Source organism: Algibacter sp. L4_22, from assembly GCF_023473045.1.
Lineage (GTDB): Bacteria > Bacteroidota > Bacteroidia > Flavobacteriales > Flavobacteriaceae > Algibacter.
Map to the genome: position 1 here is coordinate 226,575 of NZ_JAMCOK010000006.1, position 25,573 is coordinate 252,147.

23 protein-coding genes and 1 tRNA gene are annotated in these 25,573 nt (G+C 31.6%); 6 read left to right on the forward strand and 18 right to left on the reverse strand.

Features of this window, described 5'->3' with window-relative positions:
• Window positions 1-47 precede the first annotated feature (47 nt).
• From M4I23_RS16185 to M4I23_RS16230, 10 genes are all read right to left on the reverse strand, one after another.
• Window positions 48-121: transfer RNA gene (locus M4I23_RS16185), tRNA-Thr, on the reverse strand.
• A 262-nt stretch (window positions 122-383) separates the two neighbouring features.
• Window positions 384-686 carry a ribosome-associated translation inhibitor RaiA gene (raiA, locus tag M4I23_RS16190; RefSeq protein WP_158847716.1) on the reverse strand — a complete coding sequence of 101 codons (303 nt, stop codon included), beginning with the start codon at window positions 684-686 and terminating at the stop codon, window positions 384-386.
• A gap of 62 nt (window positions 687-748) precedes the next feature.
• Entirely contained in the window at window positions 749-1,639 is an 891-nt protein-coding gene (locus M4I23_RS16195) for a tyrosine-type recombinase/integrase (RefSeq protein ID WP_158847714.1), read from the reverse strand.
• Between the two features lie 214 nt (window positions 1,640-1,853).
• Window positions 1,854-2,048, reverse strand: coding sequence for a 30S ribosomal protein S21 (rpsU, locus tag M4I23_RS16200; protein WP_158847712.1), 195 nt, complete (start codon window positions 2,046-2,048; stop codon window positions 1,854-1,856).
• A gap of 400 nt (window positions 2,049-2,448) precedes the next feature.
• Complete coding sequence (locus tag M4I23_RS16205) at window positions 2,449-3,615, reverse strand: acyl-CoA dehydrogenase family protein (protein WP_249755097.1); 1,167 nt, start codon at window positions 3,613-3,615, stop codon at window positions 2,449-2,451.
• A complete protein-coding gene (locus M4I23_RS16210; RefSeq protein WP_249755098.1) occupies window positions 3,615-4,520 on the reverse strand; it encodes a helix-hairpin-helix domain-containing protein in 906 nt (301 codons plus the stop codon). Before M4I23_RS16210 ends, M4I23_RS16205 begins: the two co-directional genes overlap by 1 nt.
• A gap of 10 nt (window positions 4,521-4,530) precedes the next feature.
• Window positions 4,531-6,141 (reverse strand): sodium:alanine symporter family protein, encoded by a 1,611-nt coding sequence (locus M4I23_RS16215; RefSeq protein WP_158847706.1) that lies wholly within the window; start codon window positions 6,139-6,141, stop codon window positions 4,531-4,533.
• Between the two features lie 130 nt (window positions 6,142-6,271).
• Window positions 6,272-7,294, reverse strand: a complete 1,023-nt coding sequence (locus M4I23_RS16220) for a TrkA family potassium uptake protein (protein WP_158847704.1) — start codon at window positions 7,292-7,294, stop codon at window positions 6,272-6,274.
• Between the two features lie 3 nt (window positions 7,295-7,297).
• A complete protein-coding gene (locus tag M4I23_RS16225; RefSeq protein ID WP_158847702.1) occupies window positions 7,298-7,525 on the reverse strand; it encodes a PspC domain-containing protein in 228 nt (75 codons plus the stop codon).
• Between the two features lie 118 nt (window positions 7,526-7,643).
• Window positions 7,644-8,915 carry a DUF2851 family protein gene (locus tag M4I23_RS16230; protein WP_249755099.1) on the reverse strand — a complete coding sequence of 424 codons (1,272 nt, stop codon included), beginning with the start codon at window positions 8,913-8,915 and terminating at the stop codon, window positions 7,644-7,646.
• 138 nt (window positions 8,916-9,053) lie between these two features.
• On the opposite strand from M4I23_RS16230, the gene M4I23_RS16235 reads away from it, so the two are divergent.
• A complete protein-coding gene (locus tag M4I23_RS16235; protein ID WP_249755100.1) occupies window positions 9,054-9,452 on the forward strand; it encodes a DUF2721 domain-containing protein in 399 nt (132 codons plus the stop codon).
• Between the two features lie 165 nt (window positions 9,453-9,617).
• Here the strand turns inward: M4I23_RS16235 and M4I23_RS16240 are convergent, their stop codons facing one another.
• The gene (locus tag M4I23_RS16240; protein ID WP_249755101.1) at window positions 9,618-10,853 is read right to left on the reverse strand and encodes an ABC transporter permease; all 1,236 of its coding nucleotides are present in this window, start codon (window positions 10,851-10,853) and stop codon (window positions 9,618-9,620) included.
• A gap of 8 nt (window positions 10,854-10,861) precedes the next feature.
• On the opposite strand from M4I23_RS16240, the gene M4I23_RS16245 reads away from it, so the two are divergent.
• On the forward strand, window positions 10,862-12,109 hold the full coding sequence (locus tag M4I23_RS16245) for an exo-beta-N-acetylmuramidase NamZ domain-containing protein (RefSeq protein WP_249755102.1): 1,248 nt from the start codon (window positions 10,862-10,864) through the stop codon (window positions 12,107-12,109).
• A gap of 9 nt (window positions 12,110-12,118) precedes the next feature.
• On the opposite strand, the gene M4I23_RS16250 is transcribed toward M4I23_RS16245, so the two are convergent.
• The 3 genes from M4I23_RS16250 to M4I23_RS16260 form a co-directional block, all read right to left on the reverse strand.
• Entirely contained in the window at window positions 12,119-12,937 is an 819-nt protein-coding gene (locus M4I23_RS16250; protein ID WP_249755103.1) for a glycerophosphodiester phosphodiesterase family protein, read from the reverse strand.
• Window positions 12,938-12,950: 13 nt separating this feature from the next.
• The gene (locus tag M4I23_RS16255) at window positions 12,951-13,790 is read right to left on the reverse strand and encodes a sterol desaturase family protein (RefSeq protein WP_249755104.1); all 840 of its coding nucleotides are present in this window, start codon (window positions 13,788-13,790) and stop codon (window positions 12,951-12,953) included.
• Window positions 13,791-13,880: 90 nt separating this feature from the next.
• Complete coding sequence (locus tag M4I23_RS16260; protein ID WP_158847690.1) at window positions 13,881-14,375, reverse strand: YkgJ family cysteine cluster protein; 495 nt, start codon at window positions 14,373-14,375, stop codon at window positions 13,881-13,883.
• 65 nt (window positions 14,376-14,440) lie between these two features.
• On the opposite strand from M4I23_RS16260, the gene M4I23_RS16265 reads away from it, so the two are divergent.
• Entirely contained in the window at window positions 14,441-15,142 is a 702-nt protein-coding gene (locus M4I23_RS16265; protein WP_249755105.1) for a bifunctional 2-polyprenyl-6-hydroxyphenol methylase/3-demethylubiquinol 3-O-methyltransferase UbiG, read from the forward strand.
• Window positions 15,143-15,368: 226 nt separating this feature from the next.
• Here the strand turns inward: M4I23_RS16265 and M4I23_RS16270 are convergent, their stop codons facing one another.
• Together M4I23_RS16270 and M4I23_RS16275 are read right to left on the reverse strand one after the other, a co-directional pair.
• Window positions 15,369-17,105 carry a TonB-dependent receptor gene (locus M4I23_RS16270; protein ID WP_249755106.1) on the reverse strand — a complete coding sequence of 579 codons (1,737 nt, stop codon included), beginning with the start codon at window positions 17,103-17,105 and terminating at the stop codon, window positions 15,369-15,371.
• A gap of 73 nt (window positions 17,106-17,178) precedes the next feature.
• Window positions 17,179-20,217, reverse strand: coding sequence for a tetratricopeptide repeat protein (locus M4I23_RS16275; RefSeq protein ID WP_249755107.1), 3,039 nt, complete (start codon window positions 20,215-20,217; stop codon window positions 17,179-17,181).
• Window positions 20,218-20,451: 234 nt separating this feature from the next.
• On the opposite strand from M4I23_RS16275, the gene M4I23_RS16280 reads away from it, so the two are divergent.
• The 3 genes from M4I23_RS16280 (at window position 20,452) to M4I23_RS16290 (ending at window position 23,040) form a co-directional block, all read left to right on the forward strand.
• Window positions 20,452-21,135 (forward strand): cell division ATP-binding protein FtsE, encoded by a 684-nt coding sequence (locus M4I23_RS16280; RefSeq protein ID WP_249755108.1) that lies wholly within the window; start codon window positions 20,452-20,454, stop codon window positions 21,133-21,135.
• Between the two features lie 154 nt (window positions 21,136-21,289).
• Window positions 21,290-22,144 carry a glycosyltransferase gene (locus tag M4I23_RS16285; protein ID WP_158847680.1) on the forward strand — a complete coding sequence of 285 codons (855 nt, stop codon included), beginning with the start codon at window positions 21,290-21,292 and terminating at the stop codon, window positions 22,142-22,144.
• A complete protein-coding gene (locus M4I23_RS16290) occupies window positions 22,141-23,040 on the forward strand; it encodes a glycosyltransferase family A protein (protein WP_249755109.1) in 900 nt (299 codons plus the stop codon). The genes M4I23_RS16285 and M4I23_RS16290 overlap by 4 nt, the downstream gene beginning before the upstream one ends.
• On the opposite strand, the gene M4I23_RS16295 is transcribed toward M4I23_RS16290, so the two are convergent.
• Both M4I23_RS16295 and M4I23_RS16300 read right to left on the reverse strand, forming a co-directional pair.
• Window positions 23,026-24,099, reverse strand: coding sequence for a glycosyltransferase (locus tag M4I23_RS16295; protein WP_249755110.1), 1,074 nt, complete (start codon window positions 24,097-24,099; stop codon window positions 23,026-23,028). The two genes, M4I23_RS16290 and M4I23_RS16295, sit on opposite strands and share 15 nt — an antisense overlap.
• The gene (locus M4I23_RS16300; protein ID WP_249755111.1) at window positions 24,092-25,483 is read right to left on the reverse strand and encodes a phosphoethanolamine transferase; all 1,392 of its coding nucleotides are present in this window, start codon (window positions 25,481-25,483) and stop codon (window positions 24,092-24,094) included. The genes M4I23_RS16295 and M4I23_RS16300 overlap by 8 nt, the downstream gene beginning before the upstream one ends.
• Window positions 25,484-25,573 lie beyond the last annotated feature (90 nt).

The following is a 25,573-nucleotide window of genomic DNA, read 5'->3' on the forward strand; positions in this document are numbered from 1 at the left end:
AATTTAAAACTCTTATTTCTAAACAATTAGAACTCAAATTTTAAAAGAGCCGATGGAGGGACTCGAACCCACGACCTGCTGATTACAAATCAGCTGCTCTAGCCAGCTGAGCTACATCGGCTTTTTTCTTTTTTTAAGCATAAAAAAAGTCCGCTATTTCTAACGGACTGCAAATGTATAGATTTATTTAAATATTCAAAACATTTTTTTAATAAATTTTACATAGAATTTCAAACTATTTTCAAATATCACTAAAAAACGTCTTGGTTTCGCACATATCATCTTCTGCTTTGGCTTACTTACTCTAGTGATAGCAAGGTAAACCATTCATTTTTATGAAAAAATTTCTAAATCAACTTCATTATATAAAAATATACTAAATATTATAAATGTGCTCTTAATTTTTCTTTTCGCTTTTTTAACTGGCGTTCTAAAGATGAAATTGCCATATCTGCCCCTTCCTCAAAACTTTTACATTGCTTTTTTACAACAATACTATCCCCTGGCACACTTACTCGTGCTTCAAATACTTTATTTTCTTTATCGCTGGTGTTTTCTAACTTTAAAAAAACATCCGATTTAATTACCTTGTCATAAAACAAATCTAACTTATCCATTCGTTTTTGAATAAAGTCTATCAACTTTTGATCTGCATTAAAATTTACGGATTGGGTGTTTACTTTCATACTTGTGTTTTTTTGGTTAAACAATTACTTAAGTTGAAATTAAAATTTCAGCTTAGTCTATCTTATTTTTTACTTCTAGGGTGCGCATTAACATGCACCTTTTTTAACTCGGCTATACTATTATGAGTATAAACCTGTGTTGCTGCTAAACTTGAATGACCAAGAAGCTCTTTAACAGCATTTAAGTCTGCACCTTGGTTTAACAAATGTGTTGCAAAAGAATGCCTTAGTATATGCGGGCTCTTTTTAACCTTTGAAGATGCTAAACTAAAATACTCATTAATTATTCTGTAAACAAGTGTTTCATATATTTTAACACCTTTTTGGGTTAAAAACAACTTGTTGGAATCTACAATATACTCCAATTTATTTCTCGCCTTTAAATAGCTTTTACAGGTTTCTATTACGGACGGTAATAAAGGGATTATACGCTCCTTATTTCGTTTACCCAGGACCTTTAATGATTTATTACCAATATCAAAACGAGATAACTCCAACTCTACCAATTCTATTCTTCGTATACCTGTGGAATAAAACAACTCTATAATAAGCTTGTTACGTAAGCTTTCAAAATCGTCACCAAAATTTAAATCGCTTAATACATTTGCGACTTCGGTTTCCGAAAATGGGACTTGTATTTTTTTACTTGTTTTTAAAGCGCGATGTTTTGCTAGCGGATTTAATTTAATATCACCAACTTTTAATAGAAACTTATAATAAGTATTTAATGATGAAATTTTACGGTTTATGCTTCGATTTGAAATACCGCTTTCTACTAGCGAAACAATCCAGTTCCGAATTTGCGCATAGTTTACATTGTTAACAGATTCATCATCAAACTCTACTTTTATAAATTTTGAAAAGGCTTTTAAATCTGAATTATAAGCATTTACGGTTAGTGCCGAATAGTTTTTTTCGAGAAGCAGATAATCGATAAATGATTGAAAGGGCATTTATGGGGATTTGAATTGATTTCTAAATATACAATGTTTTTTAATTGTTTCCCTGAGAAGTATGAAGAAAGCTCACAGATTTTTGCTCAAGTATTAAATACAATAACTTATTTATTGAATATTAGTTTTATCCTATAACAGATAAACTTAAACGGTTATAAACAAAAAAAGTTCCGCGAATTGCGGAACTTTTATTTTATAAACGACAGAAAAATTATACTTCCTCTGCGTCTCTTAATCCTTGGATATATTGTGCTTTTTGAACCTGAGTTCTACGTACAACAGAAGGTTTGTTAAATTGTTTGCGTGACTGCAACTGGTTTTTTACCGTTGTTTTTACAAACTTACGTTTGTAACGCTTTAACGCTCTATCTATATTTTCTCCTTCTTTAATTGGTATTATTAACATAGTGTCTTAACCTCCTCTCTTTTAGAATTTTCAGGGTGCAAATATATAATAATTTCTAAATAATAATTAAAAATTAAAATATTTTTTTTTGAATTGTTTTTTAAGGATTAACTGCGACTTATTTTAATTACTATAATTAGCACGCTTGACAGCAAAAACGATTGATGCGGCATCCTTTTTTGTACTTCCCAACTCTTGAATTTAAATAATAGACCTTTCGAAAAGGCCTTATTTTAATAAAATATTAAACAAATTCTGTACAAAAAAGATATAGCGGAAAGCGTGGTTGCGCCTATCTCCTTATTTAAAGACAAAGACCAAACTTTCTTTTAAGCTTTCTTTTTATGAAATAAAGAACTGCTTTTTATTAGCGCAATTTGCCCTAATACTAGATAGCGTTTTAAGTTGCTGGCTTGTATTCTTTTTTATCAATTATTATTTTGGCTAGAATTTCTCGCAATATTTCGGAAGTTCCTCCACCAATTGTACCTAGTCGGCTGTCTCGCATAAGTCTTGCCATTGGGTAATCTTCCATATAGCCGTAGCCGCCAAGAAATTGTAGACATTGATAGATAACCTCATCGGCCATTTTTGTCGACCTCAGTTTAGACATTGTAGCTTCTTTTACCACATATTCACCTTTATCTAATCGGTAAGCTATGGCGTAATTAAAGGTTTTACATATTTCCATATCGGTGTATAAATCGGCTATACTGTGTCGTAAAGCTTGAAATTTATCGATAGTTCTACCGAAAGCTTGGCGCTCGCTCATGTATTTTAAAGCATATTCTAAAGCGAATTCTGCACGCGCATGGGCATTTATCCCCATAATTAAACGCTCTGAAGCAAAATGCTGCATAATGTATGCAAAACCACTATTTTCCTTACCCATGAGTTGGCTTGCTGGTATTTCTACATTATCGAAGGCTATCTCCCCTGTATCAGAGGCTTTCCATCCTAATTTATCGAGTTTTGTTGCCGATACGCCAGCAGTTTCTCGATCGATTACAAAAATACTTATTCCTTTATTTCCTAATTCGGGATTCGTTTTTGCTGCTACCACTAAATAATCGCTATAAACACCATTGGTAATAAAGGTTTTTGAACCGTTTATTAGATACGAATCTCCTTTTTTAACGGCCGTTGTACGCATACCCGCCACATCGCTTCCACCGAAAGGTTCACTAATACAAAGGCATCCCACTTTTTCACCTGCAATACTTGGCACTAAATACTTTTGTTTTATAGCCTCATCCCCTTCTGCATTTAAATGCGTCATCGCTAAATATGCGTGCGCCCAAATAGCTGCTGCAAAACCACCAGAATTAATTTTTTGCAGTTCTTCTAGCAGAATTACGGTATAGAATAAATCTAAATCGAGACCGCCATAGGCTTCAGGATATTTAATTCCAAAGAATCCCATATCTCCAAATTTTTTCCAAATAAAACGGTCTATCTCACCAGCTTTTTCCCATTTTTCAATATGTGGTACAACTTCTTTTTGTAAAAAATCTTGAAGACTTGTTCTAAAAAGTTGGTGTTCTTCTGTGAAGTACATGCTATTCATTAGTTTGATTTGTCAATTCGCAAATATAATTCAATTATCTCGATTTTATTTACCGGAAAGTCTTTTACTTTAAGTAATTCGGTAAAGGATTTAAAACCCTCGTGCAATTGGCGTTGCTCAACAATATGGTGCGCCAAATCGTAATCGATATGCTGAATAGTAACCAATTGATCTACGGTTGCAGTGTTTAAATTTATTTTCTGAATGCTACGAGGTGTTTTTACGGTAAAATCGAGTTTTATTTTCTCGATAACTTCTGGTGTTAAACCATAAACATCTAGCAATTGTACATCTGCTATAAAACCTCCTTTAAATTTGTTTCGGAGTTTTATAATGCGGTTTGAATATGCTTCGCCAATACCATTTACTTTTTGAAGTTGTTGAGCCGTAGCCGTGTTTAAATCTTGCTTTTGCGCAAAAGTTTTCGGTTTTGTTTTATAAGAATTATTAAAGGACGTTTTAGATGCTTTTGGGTTTGTAACCCATTCTGGGAATTTAAAATATGGAGAAATACTGTTTAACAATGAATCGGATACTTTAGTAACTTCCTGAAATTGTTTGATTGAATTTATCCATTGATCTTGTTTTCTAAAACTGAGAAGTCTATCAATTTCTTCATTACTCATACCTAATGAGGCACCTTTGTAATCCGTAATAAAATTGGGATTGAAAGGGAACACTTTTGGTTTCCGAGCTTTTAATTCTATTAATTTAAGCGAATCGATTTCTTTTGTAAACTTCGTTAATGCTTCATTATTAATTTGAACATCTTCTGATGAATTTTCTAAGACTTTCGGCAATACAAAAAAGTAAACACACTGCAGTAGAATAATAATGGTTAATAATAAAAAAATCCCACGTCGCTGCTCTTTAGAAAACGTGACGTGGGATTTAAATAAATTCATTTATAACTATTTATTTTTTCTTTTTATGTCCTATTGCTACTAGATATCTATCTAGTTCGTCTCTAACTTTAGGCATCAATAAAAGAAGCCCAATAATATTAGGGAAAACCATTGCAAAAATCATGGCATCTGAAAATTCAACAACTGAATTAAGACTTGAAGAAGCACCTATTACCACAAAAAATAAAAACAATATTTTATATGTTATATCTGCAACTCTACCTTTTCCAAATAAATATTTCCAGCCTTGTATTCCATAATAAGACCAAGACAACATGGTTGAAAAAGCAAATAATATAACTGCTACCGTTAGTAATATAGAGAAATTAGGAATTGCCGAATCAAAAGCAACAGATGTTAAATCTACACCTCCTAAATGCTCTCCAGTACCATTCATAATAACATTATTACCCGCATCTAGATTCGCATATTCAAACAAGTTACTTTTTATATTTGTAATAACAATAACTAAAGCCGTCATTGTACAAATTATTACAGTATCAACAAAGGGCCCTATAGACGCCACAATACCTTCACTTGCAGGGAATCTAGTTTTTACAGCTGCATGGGCAATAGAAGCAGATCCAACACCAGCTTCGTTTGAGAAAGCTGCTCTTTGAAACCCAACAATCATTACACCAACAAAACCACCTAACAGCGAGTTATTTTCAAATACACCTGCCCAAACCTGACTTACAGCTTCCGGTACGGCCGTTATATTCATAACTATAATTATTAGAGCAGCACCAACGTACATAATTCCCATAAATGGAACTATTTTTTCTGTAACTTGCCCTATTCTTTTAATACCTCCAATAATAACAATAGCTACTAAAACAGCCATTATAACACCAAAAACAAAACCTGAATCTAAATCAAACAACAATTTAAATTGTGCAGCAGCTTGATTGGCTTGAAACATATTTCCTCCACCAAAAGAGCCTCCTACAACAAAAACAGCAAATATAAAGGCTAATACTTTACCTAAACCTCCAAGGTTTTTTTCTTTTAGTCCTTTTCTTAAATAATACATTGGACCTCCATAAATCTTTCCATCTTCACCAACTTCTCTGTATTTCACACCTAAAGTAGCCTCGACTAACTTTGTAGACATTCCTAAGAAACCAGCTAAAATCATCCAGAAAGTTGCTCCAGGTCCACCGATAGCAATAGCTACGGCAACACCAGCAATATTACCTAAACCTACCGTAGCAGATAATGCCGCGGTTAAGGCTTGAAAATGGGTTACTTCTCCAACCACACCTTCTGCCTGAGGGCTTTCAAAAACATCTCCTCCTGGAGTAGGATCGCCTGCGGCCTCTTCTACACTATGGTGATCTATATGATCGTATTTTCCGTTGGTAGCACGAATAGCAACTCCTAGTAATCTTATATTAGCAAACTTAAAAGATAAAGTAAAAAATAAAGCCCCTAATAAAAGCACAATAATTACAATTGGCATGTCTTTACCAGCTATAGTAACAGGATAAAAAACCACGTGACTAACTGCAGAAGCGAAAGGTTTAAATTTAGCCTCTATTGCTTCATCCATTGACATCTCTTGTGCAAATGATAAAAAGGGGACTACTAAAGTAAATATTGAAAGAAGGTATTTCTTCATAAGATATTATATTGATTAATTAATTTTTTTCTAAAAAAACAGATCATTTCATTACAAAATGATACTAAAAGGCAGCAAGATGCTAAAAAAAAACGGCATTTTAAAAAAAAACACCACTAAAATCGCATTGTTACTGCTCTATATTATACGCAGAATTTAAAGCTTCAATTTGTTCTGGACGTCCTAAAACTATAATTTTCGAATTTTCGGCTAACTCAAGCTCTGCTTCTGGATTTACTATATATTCTCCGTTCTCATCTTTATAACCAATTACGGTACATCCCGTTTTTCGGCGTAAATCTAAATCACGAATAGTTTTAACCTTATTATTACTATGTAGTTTTTCTACAGCTACTTCTTCTATATTGATATCCGATTTACCAACAATAGATAGGTTATCAATAAACTCCATAAGACCTGGTACAACAACCAAAGAGGCCATGTGATCGCCACCAATTTTATCTGGTAAAATAACATTATTAGCACCTGCGAATTTTAATTTATTATAAGATGACTCTTGCGATGCACGACTTATAATATTAATCTTTGGATTAATTTGCCTAGCCGAAAGCACCACAAATAAATTATCTGCATCATTAGGTAACGCCGATATAAAACAACTAGCTCGATCTACACCTGCCAACACAAGGGTTTCATCTTCATTAGCATTCCCTATAACATAAGGTGCGTTATCCAACTCTAGCCGCTCAATCATTTCTTTGTTCTTTTCTATAATTACAAAAGAACGGTTGTGAGCTGCTAATTTTACGGCCGCTTGTTTCCCATTTCGACCATAACCACAAATAATAATATGGTTACTAAAGCTATCAATTTTCTTCTGCATCTTTTTCTGTTTTAATTCTTCAATATGGTCTTTACTTAAAATATACTCCGTTATAGTAGATAAGGCGTAACCAACGATTACAATACTAGTTAAAATTAAAAAAATGGTGAATATTTTGGAATTATTGTCTAACGGTACCACTTCCCCAAAACCAACTGTTGTAATAGTAATAACAGTCATATATAGGGCATCGATGGCGGTATAATCCGAAATCATCATGTAGCCAAAAACGCCAACTAGCAGAATAAGAACAAGCAAAAATACGGCAGTATAAATTTTAGTTCTAAAAATTCTTATTAATGGATTCATATATTATAGGTCGAAAACCGAAGAGCGTTTTGTGTAAATTAAATCTTTTATACGCATCCAAAAAGCAAGAAACAAATACAGAGCAAAACCAAAACCAACCGTTACAAAGGTGAGGTACATAAATGATGTACGTACTACTTTAGCACGAATACCAAAACGATCGGCAATACGTTGGCATACGTAGTAACCATGCTTCTGAAAAAACAATAAGGGTTTATAGATATTGTTCATGTCTGCAATTTAAGGATTACTTTTTTTGTTTAAAAGTTTATAGGTTGAAATATTTAACACTTTCTTAATATTAATAACATTGCCCTTTAAAACATTAAAATCCTTAAAAAAACAACAATTATTTAGTTAAAAGTGAATTTCCAACCGCACATTGCAAACATTTATTTTTATCGCAATATTCTGTTTTTAGCTGAATAAGTGATTGCGATTGAAATGCAGATTTCGATACCTTTTTAAGCTGATTAAAAGCATCAACAATACTATTTTTTTCTGAATTAATTTTTGAAGCCATTTTTAAAATTGAAACATCAACATCTTGTCCTTTTTGTTTGGCATAGCAGAATTTTAATGGAAGAATAGTGTTTATTAATAATAAATCTGTGAATGATTTAGTTATCACTTTTACTGAAGATTTAGATACTTTTTTAAAAGTATAATGTGTTTTCCAAAAATCGGAAGTTGAGACATTGAATAGTTTATAGAAATCCTCTAATTTATCTAACTCAATGACTTTTGAAAATAAATTTTGATGCTCATAATACAAGTTTGCCAATTGTGATAATCGAATAGTTGGGAAATTTGGTGGCCGTAATCTAAAAAACTGTAATGGCAATACTTGATTTTCTTTTAGTTGAAACTTCTGTTTTAGAAACTCATGCTCTTTATATAGACTAATAAAATAAGCATCTTCCACAGATTCCGACAATAAATTGGCTTGCCCGAACAACAACGCTTCTAAACTTTGTAAATTAGATTGCGTTTTTCTTACTACCGAAAAATCGATTGATTGTGCCAAACTCAAAAACGCATCGCCATTTACTTTCAATCCGAAGTTTTTAGCAAGCATTTTAAAAAGTACGGCTTCCCAATCGTTTTTAGATTCTTGCAAAAGTGCATCAATAGTTTCTGCTTTACGTTCTAAGCGCTCAAAATATAGGCGTTCTAGCCAATTGGTTAGAACAAACTCATCGGTGATTGCAAAATTATTTTCGCAGTTTATCCATGTATTTTGATTGGCAAATAGCTTTTTATAATTACTTAAAAGTGTAAAATCCACATAATCTCGTAAAACAAGTGTTGGAATTGGTGTGTTATCTTTTCTAAAAATCTCAGTATCGTGCTCCCAAACTACATGCAGAATAACACCATCGTAAGCCGGATCTTGTTCATGATTATGCAAATACCAATCGGATGATTTTATATGAATTTCTACATTACCTGCCCAAAGTTGCTCACCTATTGTAAGTTTTGCATTGAAAAAATCTGGTCCCGAATTAAAATTATGTTGCCCCACAGAACTAACGGTAACCGTCTCGCCTATTTCTGTTTTTAAGTTTTGAGTTTGAAATTTTTTGAATTTCCAGATATAGTGTAGAAAATCTTCTTGCATTTTTTAAAGATAGAATACCGATTGAAAATTTCCAAATCAAATTCGAAATTCATTGAATTTATAACGAATACAGAGCCCCATTAATTCTAAATTTTAATTTAATTGGTATAACTTTGCAGCTTCATATAAAACCAAATTATGGAACAACTTACGCTCACTACACCGGCACTTTTATTTTCGGCTATTTCATTAATTATGCTAGCCTATACTAATCGTTTTTTAGCCTATGCGGCAACTATTAGAGATCTACATGATAAGTATCGCAAAAAGAAAGATAGTGTACTTATGGCTCAAATTGAAAACATTAAAAAACGCTTATATCTAACCCGAAGCATGCAAATTTTTGGCATCTCTAGCCTTTTACTTTGCGTGGTTACTATGTTTTTAATTTATATTCAACAAAATGCTATTGCCGTTTGGATTTTTGGTTTGGCTCTTATTTTCTTAATGGCTTCGCTATCTCTTTTAATTATTGAAATTCAAATTTCGGTAAAAGCATTGGAACATCATATTAGTGATATTGAGAATAATGAATGATACTGAAGTTCGTAAATAGTCCAAAACTATTAATTTACTAGAACCTTGGCGGAATATGCGTTAGTGATTGCAGTGAAAAGCCCACAGTAATACCGATAGAATCGGGATTGCGAGGACTTGTAACGAAAAGCACGACCCAACGGGTAACGCCCAAATTTTTATATTTTACTGAAACCGAATGGCTTTTACTGGTGATATTTTTGTAATGATGTATGATGGTATTAAGAGCATGAGCAAACAAAGCACGAGCGTACCAACATTGAGCGCTAAAATATAGGTTAAACTTATGTAAACTGGAGCTTCGGAGACGTAATACACACTGGGATCGAGTGGGAATAGTTTAAAATACTTCTGTGCAAATAGCAACCCTAAACCAAGTAAATTCCCCCAAAACAAACCAAGTAAAATAAGGTAGGATGCGTTGTATAAAAACAGTTTACGTATGCTCCAATTGTTGCTACCGAGGGCTTTTAAAATCCCAATCATTTGTGTGCGTTCTAGTATTAAAACGAGCAGTGCGGTTATCATGTTGATACCTGCAACGAGAATCATAATACCAATAATACCGTAAATATTTTTGTCGAATATTTTTATCCATTCGAAAATCGAGCTGTACTTATTGCTCACCGTAATAGTATTAAGTGTTGATGGTGTATTTTGATAAATCTCTATTCCTTTTTCATCAAGTTCCGAATAATCGGAAATAAAAACTTCGAAATTCCCAATTTGGTCGTCTTCCCAATTATTTATACGTTGTATGTGGCGTATGTTTCCTATTAAATATTGTTGATCTAATTCTTGAAAACCTGAATTATAAATACCTACTATATTGAATGTGATAATGTTTGGCGCTTTTTCCGTATCATCTTTTGCGAAAACCATTTGGAATTTCTCGCCAACTTTAAACCCCAATCGATCGGCTAAATACTGCGAAATTAAAACTTCTTCACTCCATTTCTTCGTAAAACTCGGCAACGTACCTTCTACTAGAAATTCTTTAAAGTAGCTCCAATCAAAATCCTCTCCCACACCTTTAAAAACAGCACCTTCAAAATCGGTTTCGGTTCTAATTATACCGAATTTTGTAGCCACAGCTTGTATGTGTTTTATTCCATCGACATCTTTAAATTCTGGATAAAACTCCTGGTTTTTAGAGATTGGCACGATACTTTCTTGTGAGTTGTTACTATCGAAATTACTAATAGTAACATGCCCATTGAACGCCACCACTTTATCACGAATTTTTTGTTGCAAACCAATACCAGTGGCAATGGCAATCATCATGACCACAATACCGATGGCAATAGCGGCAATACCAATTTTTATTATTGGTGCCGATACACTACTTTTATACGCTTTACTGCCAATAATGCGTTTGGCTAAAAAAAACTCGTAATTCAAAATTTATTATGCGATTAAATGTTTTCAAAAATACTGTTTTATTATTTGTTTTAGTAATGATTTCTTGTGCGAATGTCACGAAATCTAAGTCTGAAAACTTAACTATTTTAGATGATGATGTTCAGAAACAAGTTAAGGAAGATAAAAGCATCGTTGTTGGTGCCAACCAAACGGAACTTTATTTACCAATACTTAAAGGAAAACGTATTGGTATTGTTGCCAACCAAACAAGTGTAATTTTTAAGACTAAAGAGGGGTATACCAACACACATTTAGTGGATTCTCTGTTAGCTTTAAACATTAATATTAAATCGGTTTTTGCACCCGAACATGGTTTTAGAGGCACTGCAGATGCTGGAGAAGTAATTAAAGACGGCCTAGATATTAAAACAAATCTACCTATTGTTTCCCTTTACGGAAAAAACAAAAAACCATCTATAGAACAGTTGAAAGGTTTAGATTTAGTTGTTTTCGATATTCAAGATGTTGGTGCTCGTTTTTACACTTATATTTCGAGTTTACATTATGTTATGGAAGCTTGCGCCGAACAACATATTCCTGTTTTAATTTTAGATAGACCTAACCCTAACGGACATTATTTTGATGGGCCTATTTTGGAAGCAGCGCATAAAAGCTTTGTGGGTATACACCCAATACCAACAGTTCATGGTATGACAATTGGTGAATATGCTAAAATGATTAATGGTGAAAAGTGGTTAAAAAACGAGATTCAATGTGAATTACAGGTGATTCCTGTAAAAAACTACCATCATAATTTAGAATATAGTTTACCTATAAAACCGAGTCCGAATTTACCAAACGATAAATCGATAAACCTTTACCCAAGTTTATGTTTCTTTGAAGGCACAAACGTGAGCGCTGGTCGAGGAACGGAAACACAATTTCAGATTTTTGGAAGCCCTTTTTTAAATACTGAAACGTTTACTTTTCAATTTAAACCAAAGCCTAACCATGGAGCGAAACATCCAAAATATGAAAATAAATTATGCAATGGTGAAGATTTAACGCAAACTAAAAACTTGAATGCTCTTAACTTAAATTGGTTGATAAAGGCTTATAACAATACTGAAAATAAAGCAAATTTCTTTAATTCATTTTTCACAAAACTAGCAGGAACAGTGAAATTAAAGCAGCAAATTGAAGCAGGTTTGAGTACTTCTGAAATTAAAGCAACTTGGGCTGATGGATTGGAAGCATTCGGTAAAACCCGTGCTAAATATTTAATTTACGAGTAAGAGAACAAACTATTCGTTTAGAGTTTTGATGAGTATATCAGGATAATCTGTAATAATCCCATCTACTTTATAACTTATCATTTTGCGCATATTCACTACGGTATTTAACGTCCATGGAATAACTTTATAGTTTTCGGTATGCAGTTTTCTTACTACCTCTTCATCTAGTAATTTATAATACGGACTTATTATTTCTGGCAAATAACTCATTTGATTAAGTTTTTCCAAAATAATTTCATCTTCCTCAACTAAAAGAGCAACTATCATTTTAGGCGATTGGATTTTTATTTCTTCCAAAATTTGTAAATCGAAGCTTTGCAAATTTGTTTCATTAAAAGAGTTGTTTTCACTTATTACTTCTAAAACTAAAGCTACAAATTCTTTTGGTTTTGGAGTAAAAACATCATAATATCCAGGTTCAGATTTTATTTCAATGTTAAATTTTATTGCAGGATTTAATCTTTTGGCCTCCTTTATAACTTCATCTAAAGATGGTTTATAAGTTTTAATTTTTTGTTGTTTTGGAAATCTAGGATATGGTTTTGTACCACAATCAAACTGTTTAATCTCTTCGAACGTCATTCCATATAAATTATACTTCTCAGCATCTTCTTTCGGGATATCGTTTCCTTTAGGATCTAGACAAATTTCTGAGTTCATATAAGGTTCATGAGTAACCACAACAACTTTATCTTTAGAAATTGCAACATCTAACTCTAATGTGTCTACGCCCAAATCAATAGCCTTTGCAAAGGCTTGCAAACTATTTTCTGGTAATAATCCGCGGCAACCACGATGCCCTTGTATATCAATTTTTAAATGTTTCAAAATAAGAAAATTATTAATCCTTGTCGGAAATTATCGTTGGTCTCTCGTATTTCTTAAAAGGTTGTTTTAAGAGTTCTTTTATGTTTCCGTTAGCTTTTTCATCTGGAAAAACATCAACGCCATAAATTAATTTTTCGCGATCAAAATCCATATAAGTCCCTAATAATCTATCCCAAACCGAAAAAATATTTCCGTAGTTTGAATCCGTATAAGGCAACATATAATGATGATGAACTTTATGCATATCTGGAGACACTAAAACATAACTCATTATTTTATCTACACTTTTAGGAAGTTTAATATTGGCATGTGTAAATTGCGTTGCAACTAAGGACATCGATTGATATAACATAACAATCCCAATAGGAGCACCAATAACAAAAACGCCAAGTAATGTGAATATAAACCGAATTACACTTTCTAAAGGATGGTGGCGGTTTGCTGTTGTGGTATCCACTTTATGATCGGAATGATGAACCAAATGCACCATCCATAACATTGGCACTTTATGTTCTACAAAATGCGCTAAATACGCTCCAAAAAAGTCCATTAAAAATACACCAAGAATAATATACATCCAAAATGGCATTTCGGGTAACCAATTTAAAATCCCGAAGTTATTTACCATAACCCAATCGGCAGAATTTAGAAGTAAAAAGGCTAGTGCAAAATTAATAATTACAGTGGTTAGTGTAAAAAATATATTAGGTCCAGCATGTTGCCATTTTTTATAATTGAATTTAAATAAAGGCACTGCTCCTTCTAAAATCCAGAAAAAGGCTAAGCCTCCTACTAAAATTATACTGCGGTGTAATGATGGTATGGTTTCGAAATAGTTTAGTAAAGTTTGCAATTTAGGGAGTGGTTTTTTGTTTTAAAGATAGTAAAAAAGTTATTATTCTGAGATTTACATAAAATATAGAATAACCTTTACCTGTAAAATTTAAACCTTAATCCGCTTTTTCATTTCTTCTACTATATTAAATGCCGCTGGACAAATAGCCACATTTTTTATGGTTAAATTCGATATTTGCTGAAACTTATTTCTATCGGTGTGTGGAAACTCCCGACAGGCTTTTGGCCGAACATCATAAATAGAGCAATAATTATCGGCGCCCAAAAAGGTGCATGGCACGCTTTGTAAAACATAATCATTTTCATCATCAACACGTAAAAACTGCGAGATAAATTGTTGCGTTTTCATCCGAAAATGTTTTGCAATTCGATCTACATCTTTATCTGTAAATAACGGCCCAGTAGTTTTACAACAATTAGCACACTCCAAACAATCTGTACGTTTAAACTCTTGTTCATGCAAATCTTGCATAACATAATCTAAATTTTTTGGTGGCTTCTTTTTTAGCTTTGCGAAGAATTTTTTATTCTCGTTATGCTTATCTTTGGCCTGTTTTGGAAGATGTTTTAAAATGTCTTGCATACCGCAAAAATAACAATTTTAATTGATGCCTTTTTCACTTTCGTGGAAATGAAAACAGCTTTTTTATGAAAGACCTTTTCGGACAAGCCCTATTAGATTACCAAAACGGACATTATACCGAAGATATTATAACATCTACAAGTATTTCTGATGATGATATTTTGCCTCTCCCCTATTTATTTCGTGAATTTAAAGAGATGCCTAAACTTGAACAAAAGGCATTAAAATTAGCTCAAGGTTCTGTTTTGGATGTGGGTTGTGGTACAGGAAATCACACGTTGTTTTTGCAAGAAAAAGATATTAAAGTTAAAGCTATTGATATATCTAAAGGAGCAATTGAAGTTGCTAAACTTCGCGGTGTTTTACATGCTGAAACCAAAAATATTTTAGATGAAACTGAAACTTTTGATACAGTTTTACTTTTAATGAATGGTACTGGGATTTTTCAGGAATTATCACAGGTTTCAAAATATTTAACACATTTAAAATCCTTATTGAATACTAGTGGACAAATTTTAATCGATTCCTCGGATATTAAATACATGTACGAAGATGAAGATGGCGGTTATTGGATGGATACCAATTCTAATTATTATGGTGAACTAGACTATTTTTTATCTTATAAAGGTGAAAAAGAAACGGCGATGAAATGGTTATATCTCGATTTTGATACTTTAAAACTAGCTTGTGAAACTGTTGGCTTAAACTGCGATTTGGTTTTAGATGGTGAGCATTTTGATTATTTAGCACGATTGACATCCATTTAATTTCATTTTAAACCTTACTGGTCTAAAAAACTACATAAACACTCCTTATTAATTAACAACCTTAGCATATTTGCCTATGTTAGGAATTGAACGGCATGTTTGAAATAAAAATGACCAAATAAAACCCATCCCTTTTCCCGATAACACCCAAAAACACAAAACCCTAAAACAAGTTCAGGGTGATGGTTATTAAAATTTCCTTCCTTGCTCGAAAGCAAAAAGGTATTTATTGAAAATCAAATTTAAAGGTCGCTCCTACTAAAAACTGAATACCTTGTACTGGTGTATTTTGCCAACGTTGATAACTATTGTTAGCAATATTATTAGCTTTTGCAAATACCGAAATCTGTTCGTTTATATGATACCCGGCGTGTGCGTTAGCATCGAAATAACTATCTAAAGTTACCGGCGTAGATGTTGTTGGTATAAAAGCCCCTTCTAGTTCTAAAAGATCTTTACGTTCGCCAGTGTAAAATAAATTAGCACCTGCAAACCAGTTTTCGTTTATTTGATAATCTAAAAACAGAGATCCTTTTACATCTGGTAAATTCCAAGCTTCGGCTTCGTTATCACTATCGTAACTGAAATATTCAGCTTTTACTCCTAAATTAAAATTACGATTGATATCCACATTTATTTCTCCAGAAACTCCAAAAGTGGTTATATTATCGTAAACAATTCCGAATGAATTTCCGTAGTCGTATTGACGTTGATCGGAATAATTTCTAACAGCATTGGTGCGGAACAAGGCTTTGTTTTGATCTGAAGCATAACTTCCGCTAACATTATAACTCATAGTACTCGATAACTTCCCTTTTAAACCTACGTAAGCATTGTATTGCTGGTCGGTTGGAGCAATAGATAATGTTGGAGACACGAATGGGTTTTCGGTTGCAAAATCGTAATAAGAATTTTGAATTAAATCACCTTGTAAACCTCCATAAGCAATAACAACATCACTAACCAAACGGTAGGTTGCTGTTACATTTGGATAGATATAAAATTTATTTTCACCACTATTACTATCGTTTAAGTAGTAAGCTGAAACGCCTAAATTTAAAGTTAAATCGTCACGAATTAATTGATAACTCGGCATAAGACCTACTTGAAAATTACCGTATTCGACATCCGTTATATTATTAAAATCCTGATCGAATGTACCACCTAAATAATCAATTTTCACGCTGGTTGAAATCTCTTCGCCATTAACTGGCACATCTACTTTTGCTTTTGCAATGAATCTATTTTCACCCGAACCTTGGTTATCTCCAAAACGTCTAAAAAATACACTTCCAGAATTTATATAGGTATCTTCGAAACTGATATCGCCTCCAAAATGAGCACTGTAAAAGGTATGATCTACGTCTATATTATTGGTTTGTGCAGCTAGAACTTCTCCATCTGGAACACCATACCAATTATATTTTTGGTATTGAAAACCGCCATCTACATTCCATGCCATATCTCGCATACGACTCGCATAATTGACATTTATTTTTGAATCTGAAAACCCATTATCAAATTCAATGCCGTCGATATCTCCAGCAGATGAATGATGACTGACATAACCACCAACACTTTCATTACGGCTAATGGCATGATTTAAATATACCTCGCCCAAAATAGTAGTATAAGTACCAACCCCAAGTGTAGCGTAGTTATCGAATAATTTTACAGGTTTTGCTTTTTCTACAACTGCCGCTTTTCCTTTAGATGGCGTAAAAGTCGAAGCTACAGGAAACGAAAATATATTGTATTTAATATCTTTTTTAGTTTCGGTAGTTGCATCATCTAAAGTTGGTGTTTCTTTTACTTTAAAAGCATCGGAAATTGATGGCGCGTAGGGTTTAACAACATCGATAACACCAGTATTTATAGTATCATTCTGTTTGCTTTGTGCATACCCAAATGTTGCGACTAATGTAGTTGCAACAATTAATATTTTATTGATGTGCTTGCGCATATTATATAATTTTTATTTCTTAATTAAATTCTAAAATTTCAACTTTTATATTTTGAAAATAATTTTTATTAAATTAATCTTCAGGTAAAATAGATGAGTTTGTTTTAGCTTCCTCTTTCTTAATTTTACTTAATTCAGTTTTAGCTTCTGCAACAACATCATCAAATTCCTTAAAGTTTTTAATAACACTTTCTAAAATATATGTAGCTTGAAAAGCATCCTTTAAAGCATAGAAATTCTTAGCCATAAGCACTAAACCTTTCGCACTATAATATTTATACCCAGAAAAATCTTTAGCTAGTTTTTGAACAGAAACATTTGACGCTTCATACTTCCCTTCCTTATTTTTGAAGTATGCATTATAATACAAAGCTTCAGCAGCAGTTTCTCCAGTAGCAACTTTTTCTACTTGTGTATATGCTGTTTTTGCTAAATCTTCATTGTTTGTTTTAATAGCTGAACGTGCGATTATAACTTGAGCATCCGCTTTAATTTTATTATCAATTTTAGAGTTTTTCAACACTTTTTCGGCATAAGCAACCGCTTCATTATAATTATCTAATTCGTAATTAGCTTTCATTAAATTAGACTGTGCAAAAATTACGTTTTGCGGAAAGTTAGCTTCATTTTCTAATCTCGATAAAATCGGCATGGCTTGGTTCCAGTTTTTTGAGCTTAAATAAAACTGAGATAACCTTGATAACGCTTCTTCTGTATATTCACTTCGCGATGCCTCAACAACATATTTATAATGTGGTGCAGCATTCTCTAATAAATCTTTTTTAACATAAAGTTGCGCCACATAGAAATGCGATTGCAAAGCATGTAATCCGCGTGGAAACTCATTTAAATATTTATTGAATTGCGTAATTGCACGATCTGTATTATTATCTAAATATTGCTTTTCAGCAGCTTCGTAAGTCGCGTTATCTAAATCTGCATCGGTAACTTCAACATAATCTAGTTGTTTAACCCAAACCGCATATTCGTTTACACGACCTAAATCGATATAAATTAATCTGGCCGTTGCAACTGCTTGAACAGCTTCTGGCGAACCAGCATAATCCTTTGCTACTTTTTTAAATTTCACCAATGCTTGCTCGTTCTGGCTAGCATTATAATACACCAAACCTTGACGCAACAAACTTTTTGGTACAAACGAACTCATTCTATACTCGCTTGCTAAACGATCGTAAACTTGCATAGCTTTATCGGTTTCATTCGCTTTTACATACGAATTCCCCAATTCGAACATAGCATCATCGCGAAGTTTAGAATTTGGATATTGTGAAATAAAACTTCCTAATTCACTTATTTTTTTTGAAGTATTCCCCGCATAACCTATACTGATGGCTTTTTGAAAGAATGCGTAATCGGATTCTATTTCATTTAATTTAATAGCATTTTCGTAAGCATCTATAGCGCTGCTGTACTCACTAGATACAAAATGAACATCTCCCAAGCGTAAATAAGCATCATTCAACCTTACTTTATCATCCTTTTTATTAGAAATGAATTGGTTGAAGTAATTTGTAGCTTGAGAATAATTTTTAAGCTTAAAATAAGTATAAGCCAAATTATAATCTAGATTTTCAAATTCTGGTGTAGATGAAGCCTCTATTTGTTGCTGAAATTGTTTAAAGCCAATTAAAGCATCGTCATAATTTGTTAAATTATAATCGGTTTCGGCTTTCCAAAAGGTTGCTCTAGCTGCAAATCTTTGATCTTGTTGTTCTTTTAACGAACCATCGAAAAGAGCAGCTGCTTCTTTAAATTTATTTTCGTTATACAATTCTAACCCTCTATAAAAAGCTACTTTTTGATATGCTACCTTATTTTCGAAACTACGCTTGCCTTCTAATAATTTAAGTGCTTCTTTATAATTTTTTGAAGTAATATAAGAATCAATTAAAAGTGTTTCTACTTCTTCTTTATAACTTGTATTTGGATATTTCTCTAAATAACTAGATAATACTTGTGGAGCAGACTGGTATGAGTTTCCAATTTCGTAACTAATTTTCGCGTAATTTAACCAAGCATCTTCCTGAATTTTTAAATCGAAATCCATTTCCGAAGCATTCTTAAAAGCATTTAAAGCTTCTTGCTTTTTATCTAAACTAATATAACTTTCTCCTAAATGATAATAAGCATTTTGAGCAATAGAATTTTTACCGCCAATAATTTTATTAAATTCTGAAACAGCTTTATCAAAATCGCCTTGTTTGTAATACGCATAACCCAACTGATAATAATCTGTATTACTCCATTTACCTACACGATCTTTTTTTCCCTTCTTTCCTTTGTACTCCTTTAAGTAAGGAATAGCTTCCGCATATTTTTCAAGGTTGAAATAACTTTCTCCTATAATTTTAGAAAGCTCGGAAACTTCATCTGTATCACTTTTACTCAATTGAGTTTTGGCTAATTTGATGGCTTCTTCAAATTTCCCTAATTTAAAATGCAAATCGGCCTGATAATAAGAAAGCTTTTCTTTGTAACGCTCTTGGTCGTTTACTTGCTCGAAATACTCGTTTGCTTTATCATAATCATCGCCTTCATAAGCCATAAAACCAATGTAATATTTAGCTTGTGACCCGTACTCTTTAGAGTTTTCAACTTTAGTTAAATACTTTTTTGCATTTTTAAATTGCTTAGTAGTAAAAGCAGTATAACCATTATTGAAATAAAATTTTTCTTTTTCAGGTTTACCTAAAGCATTAATATCTACTTTTTGATACCATTTTTGGGCATAAGAGTATTTTCCATTAGCGAAATAGTAATCGGCTACATCTACAAAAGCGGTATTCCTTTTGGTACTTGTTGGATAATCTTCAACAAAGTTCTCGATAAGCTGATCGGCGTTTTGCTGATTTAATCTTACCGCACAATTGGCGATATAATAGGCACAATCGGACTGTAAGACATCTTCTTTAGCCGTTTTCTCAACGTTACTAAATAATGATTTAGCCGCAAGATATTGCTGATTATTATAAAGTGATAATGCTTTTTGATACTCCACCAAGTTACTGGTATAAACAGCCGATTTTTGTGCCATAACTTGACAACTAAAACCAATGGCAACCAACAGGGAAAAAATATTATTTTTAATCATTAACAATTCTTTTTTTAATTTAAAATCAAAGATAATTGAATATTAAATCTATAACGAAATAATCGTGCCATAATTATAAATAGTGGTGTTAAAAATTTAAAAAATCTGTGTACAATCTGTCTCAAAATTAAAATTAAAGTTGAACCCATAAAACGTGTCACAAAATTTTCTTACTTAACTTTCAACTTTTCAGTTTTTAATAATACATTTACAGCACTTTAAAAATCTGTTTTTATGTCGAATGCCATTTTAGAATTAAAAAACGCTTCTATTTTTCAAGGTGAAAGTTTAGTGCTTTCTGATGTTAATGTTAAAATAAACAAAGGGGAATTCGTGTATTTAATTGGTAAAACAGGTACCGGAAAAAGTAGTTTTATGAAAACGCTTTACGGCGATTTACCTTTAACTAAAGGAGAAGGGCATATTGTAGATTTCAATTTAAAAATTTTAAAAGAAAAGGAAATTCCGTTTTTACGTCGAAAATTAGGTGTAGTTTTTCAGGATTTCAAATTACTGCCAGATAGAACAATAAACGATAATCTATTATTTGTTCTAAAAGCAACAGGTTGGAAAGTTAAAGCTGAAATGAATACCCGCGTTGATGAAGTTTTAAACAAAGTTGATATGAAAACTAAAGGGTTTAAATATCCGCACGAACTCTCTGGAGGAGAACAGCAGCGCGTTGCTATTGCTCGTGCTTTACTTAATAATCCTGAGCTTATTCTTGCTGATGAACCTACAGGAAATTTAGATCCGCAAACTAGTGTTGAAGTTATGGAAGTACTTCAAGACATTAATAAAAATGGCAACACTATTTTAATGGCAACGCACGATTATGCTTTACTTTTAAAATACCCAAGTAAGACGTTGAAATGTGATGAGAATGCGGTTTATGAGGTGGTGCAGAGGAGAGGATAGTATGTATAATTCCATTAAAAACAGCCTTAAAACGATAATTCCAAAACAATTCCTCTATACGAATGAGTTATATAGGGGTTTAAAGTGATAGAAAATTCCAACTACTTATATCATGGTTCTAAATCGCTAGAACCATACTAATTGTTCAAAAATAATGCTTTCAATTTTAATACCTACATACAATTACGACATAACTCCCTTAGTTAAAGAACTAAGCAAGCAATGTATAATGTGTAATGTTAAATTTGAAATATTAGTTTTTGATGATGGTTCTAAATCAAAATTAAATTCCACAAACCAAAATATAAACGCCATTGATCACTGTACATTTAAAGAATTGCCTATCAATATTGGTCGGAGTGCTACAAGAAATCTATTAGCAAACGAATCAAAATATAATACGTTGCTTTTTATTGATGCTGGAACCTTTCCAAAACATTCTGATTTTATTAAAAAATATTTATCTATTAACGACAAGGTTGTTTTAAGTGGAGGTATGACCCACCTTAAATTACCCCCAAATAAACCATATAAACTAAGATGGTTATTTACTAAAACCCGCGAATATAAAGTCCTGTGTTCTTCAAATTTCATGATAAAAAAAATTGTTTTTTCATCAAATTCATTTGATGAAACATTAAAAGAATATGGATACGAAGATGTCCTGTTCTTTCAAAACTTAAGCAAAAAAAACATAGACACCTTTTTTTTCAACAATCCTGTTATTCATGGAGCAGACGATGATGCTAATACATTTATAAAAAAAACAGAATTCGCTATTAAAAATTTAATCAATCTTCTAGATGATGCTAAAATTGATAAAAACGATCAAAAAATTTATCGCGTTTTCAGTATATTAAAAAAACTAAAATTGGTTTCTTTTACGAATAAATTGCACAACTTGTTAAAACCTCTTTTTTTAAAAAACTTCAATTCTTCTTATGCGTCTATTTTACTTTTCGACCTTTATAAAATTGGTTATTTTTGTTATTTAAAACAGAATAAATGATACCATTCTTTTCCGTTGTAATTCCACTATATAATAAAGAAAAGTTTATTGATGCAACACTAAAAACTGTATTAGACCAATCATTTAGCGATTTTGAAATTATCATTATAAATGATGGCTCTACCGATAACAGTTTAAATATAGTTGAACAGATTAAAGATAAAAGAATTAGATTATACTCTAATGAAAATATAGGGCTACCTTCTACAAGAAATTATGGTATACATAAAGCAAAATCCGATTTCATGGCCTTTCTTGATGCCGATGATTTATGGAGGGAAGACTATCTAGAAACAATTCATAAATTGATTTTAACGTATAAAGACTTTAGTGCTTTTGCCACGGGCTATAAAACTCTAACTCCAAAATCGACTGCTGATTTGAGTGTTACTAAATTTTCATTAAATCATATAAAACATATCTGCAATTATTTAGACATGTTAAATTCAAATATCTCACCTAGCTCTTTAGTAGTAAACAAAAAAGTTTTTAAAGAAATTGGATATTTCGATGAAAGCGTTAATTATGGTGAAGATGAAGATTTTTACATTAGGCTTTTAAAAAAATATGATTTTGTGATATATGAATCTCCAAAAATATATTACAGAATACTTTTTGAAAACCAAATGACAAGCCCAAACGCAAATTTTAAAAAAGTTATACCTGATTTTAACAAGTATCTGAATAATGAAAATCGTGAAGATTTAAAACCCTATTTAGATTTTATTCATTTCAAGCTTGTAGTTTTATTCAAAATGGAAAAAAACAATAAGCTTGTAACCCTTTATAAAGAAAAAATAGATCCTGCTAATTTATCTATTATTCAAAGTATTAAATATCATTTACCGATTCCTATATTTTATTTATTAAAAAAAATCTATTTAAAAATCTTCTAATAATTGAGTCCATTGATTTATAATTTTTTCTTCAGAAAAAGGGTTTTTCCAACCAATAGCACCTACTTTTAATTTAGAATACAAATCATCATCCAACAGTCTATTTATACTATTAGATAACTCTTTTTGATTTTGAGCTTCAACCAATAGACCATTTACTTCGTGATTTATTATTTCTCTTGGGCCGCATTCACAATCAAAGGACACGACAGGAGTGCCTACAGCCAATGCTTCTATTAACACCAACCCAAAACCTTCATGTTTACTCGATAATACCAATGCCTTAGCTTTTTCAATAAAACTTAATACATTTTTATCAAAACCCATTATAACAACTTGTCCTTCTAACTTTAAATTAATAATTAGTTGTTTCAAATTATCATCTTCTGCACCTTTACCAAATATTAAAAGTTTAATATTATTTTGACTTAACTTAGAATTTTTATAGCAATTAATTAAAACATCAAATTGTTTAATTTTTTCTAACCTGCCTACTCCAATAATATAATTACCATAGATTTTGTTTTCTTTTAACTCTGGCAGTTTAGTTTGATTTACAAGTGTATAGTTATAAATTAAAGTACTTTCTGTTTTTAATTGGTTTTTTAATTGGTTTTTAATTTCAAGGCTTACAGCTACAAATTTTCTATTTTTTACATGCTGAAATTTCATTAATGAAATCGCTAAATGTTTAGAAAAATAATAAGCCAATTCATAACTATGAATACAATAAACGATGTTGAAGTTTTTAAACACATAGCTTGAAAGCAAAAATTCTTTAACAAATTTGTCACGCATTCTATGGTCTATAATAACATTAAAATTATGACGTTTAAAAAAGCTTTTCAACTTAAAAAATGCTTTTACTTTAGTTTCCTTTTCTTTAACTAAGCCAAAGTTATACAGTTTTCCTGCAAAATTATAACTGACATCATTAATCATAGTCAAAATGTGCACATCATATCCCGCTTTACTTAAAGACAAGGACATATTGGCTACCATTTTTTCGGCACCACCTGAAGATAAGCTATCTGTAAGTAAACAAATTTTTTTATTCATTATTTTCTAAAAAATAGGTGTCGTAATTTATGCCATTTACAACATTTCTTTTTCGTTCTTTAAAAGACGTGCTGAAAATACTTTTACTAAAATCCATATCCATATGTTTTATACCAAATAAATGTCCGATACTCTCATAAGTATGGTCTGCCATAAATTTTCTGTCTGGTTTATACTCAAAATCTATAGGTAATTCGAAATCCTTTGAAGTCCAAATAATAAAAGGAATTTCAAACATTACTGGTTTTAAATTAGTTTCAGTTCTTCCTAAAAAATCTGTTCCGTTATCATATACATTTTCTCCGTGGTCCGATAGATAAATAAAGGCAGACTTATCGTTTACTTTCTTCAAATCGCTTAAAATTGACCATACTACATAGTCATTATAAAATACTGCATTATCATATTGGTTAATCACATTTATTTTTTCAGATGTCTCAGAAACACTATTAAATTTATTATATGCCTTTGGGTATCTATTTTTATAGTTGAAGTGTGTTCCTATTAGATGTATAAAAACGACTTTTTTTCCTTTGGTGTTTAAAGTACGTTTTAACTCTGGCAATAATACTTCATCATAACTTGTGGTTTTAACTTCATCCCTATGATTTAAAAACTTAACATAACTTGAGAAAGAGGCTAACTCACTAACTTTATTATCATAAAACCCTATTGGTCTTTGATTTGATAACCAATAGGTTTTATACCCCGATTTATTAAAAACGTCTATTATATTAATCACACTTTTTTCCTTTCCACCATTAAAAGCTGATGTTAAAACAAGCGGTAAGGCTTTTGTTGTTATCACATCTGTGGAAATAACATCGTTATATATATATAAACTATCTTTTATTGAACTTAATAGTGGTGTTGTTTCTCTTTCATATCCATAAATTTGCATATGACCTCTAGCTGTAGATTCACCTAACACAATAACTAAAACTTCGTTATTGGAATTAATCATAATTTGATCCTTATCAACAACAGAATCAAACTTCATACTATTTTGATGTTCAAAATAACCGTATGTGCCTCTTACTACATTGTGATAAGCATTGCTCTCAATTAAACCAGTTAGTTTCAAAACAGCAATAATTACTATAACTCCGAATACACCTATAACGGAATGAAACCTGTTTTTTTTCTTAAAATCTATTTTTCTTATCACAAAAAATAAACCTATAAATGAAATAATAAAAATGACAATAGGAATATTAAAGTATGATGATGAGAACTCCTTTAATTCCGAAGGGTTAGATTCTATTAAAAGATACATATATGACGACGTAAAATTTGATGAAACCGCCATATAAGATGTGGTCTCTAAAACAAAATAAAAGACATATATAAAGCATAAAATATCTGTTAAATATTGTGGTTTCATTAACCTGTTATTAAATAACAATATTATTACTAAGAAAAAACACAAATCTTCTATTATATCTTCATGACTAAATAAATCCCATTCCATAAA